This is a genomic window from Polynucleobacter sp. 78F-HAINBA (assembly GCF_018882325.1).
GTDB lineage: Bacteria > Pseudomonadota > Gammaproteobacteria > Burkholderiales > Burkholderiaceae > Polynucleobacter.
Genome location: NZ_JACVOQ010000020.1, coordinates 1 through 1,236, shown reverse-complemented (window position 1 = coordinate 1,236; position 1,236 = coordinate 1). Strand labels below are relative to the sequence as shown.

General features: G+C 49.3%; 1 protein-coding gene. It reads right to left on the bottom strand.

Annotated features, from left to right (window positions below; translation table 11 throughout):
* Window positions 1-19 precede the first annotated feature (19 nt).
* Window positions 20-1,173 (bottom strand): IS3 family transposase gene (locus ICN11_RS10620; protein WP_216230352.1). Its coding sequence is split into 2 segments (ribosomal slippage): window positions 20-933 and window positions 933-1,173, totalling 1,155 coding nucleotides; the frame shifts between segments, so codons are not numbered across the junction.
* Window positions 1,174-1,236 lie beyond the last annotated feature (63 nt).

Below are 1,236 nucleotides of genomic sequence, written 5' to 3'. Positions count from 1 at the left end.
TTGAATCGCTACCAATATCCTAGACACTTCCCAACCTCGCTTGGTACTGCTGTTCAAATCTTACCGGAGAAAGCCCATTGTTGTAGCTATGGCGTCTAACCGGGTTGTAAAACATTTCGATGTAATCAAAGATATCTTCTCTTGCTTTTGCTCTGCTGGCATAGGTTTTACGTTTGATCCGCTCCCGCTTGAGTAGTTGGAAAAAGCTCTCGACTACAGCGTTGTCATGGCAGTTACCGCGCCGACTCATGCTTTGCTTGAGGTTGTGTTCTTTTAAGAACGCCTGCCACTCGTAACTGGAAAATTGACTGCCTTGATCGGAGTGGATCATCACTGTTTGCTTAGGTTTGCGTTTCCATAAAGCCATCAGCAAGGCTGAGACTACGAGCTCCTTATCAATCTGTCCTTGCATCGACCAGCCTACAATCTGGCGGGAGAATAAATCCAAGACCACCGCCAGGTACAGCCAACCCTCATGCGTGCGGATATAAGTAATGTCCGTTACCCAGGTCTCATTAGGCTCTAAAACATCAAACTGCTGAGCCAGGTGATTGGGAGCGGCGACATGAGGCTTACCAGCATGATGCCGTGGTTTGCGCTTGTAACCTGTTTGAGAGCGCAGGCCTTGCGCCTTCATCAAGCGATACACCCGCTGTTCACCACAAGCAATCCCCAGATCTTGCAGATCATCATGGATCTTGCGATAACCATAGATGGTGCCGCTTGCCAGCCACGCTTGCTTAATCTGGGTCACAATCATTTGGTTCTCACACGCTCGAGACGAGAGTGGCTCTTTAAGCCAGGCGTAATAGCCACTGTGGTGGACTCGTAAAACCTTGCACATGGTGCGGATGGCATGCTCATGCTGGTGATTTTTGATGAAGGCGTACTTTAACCGGACTCCTTGGCAAAGTACGCGGCGGCCTTTTTTAGGATGTCGCGCTCTTCGGTAACCCGCCGCAGCTCCGCCTCCAGTCTTTTAAGCTTAGCCGTTTGATCATCCCCCACTAGACGCTGCTCAGCTGGAATGCCATATTTATTAACCCAGGCATACAGGCTATGGGGTGAGGTGCCCAGCCTAGCAGCCACATCTCGAACACCAAAACCCCGTTCAACTACCTGTTTGACTGCCTCTAACTTGAACTCTTCAGTAAACCGCCTTCTTGTACTCATGACACACCTCCTAATAGACTAAATATTAGGCTAGAAAGTGTCTATAGAAGTGGTAGCGATTCA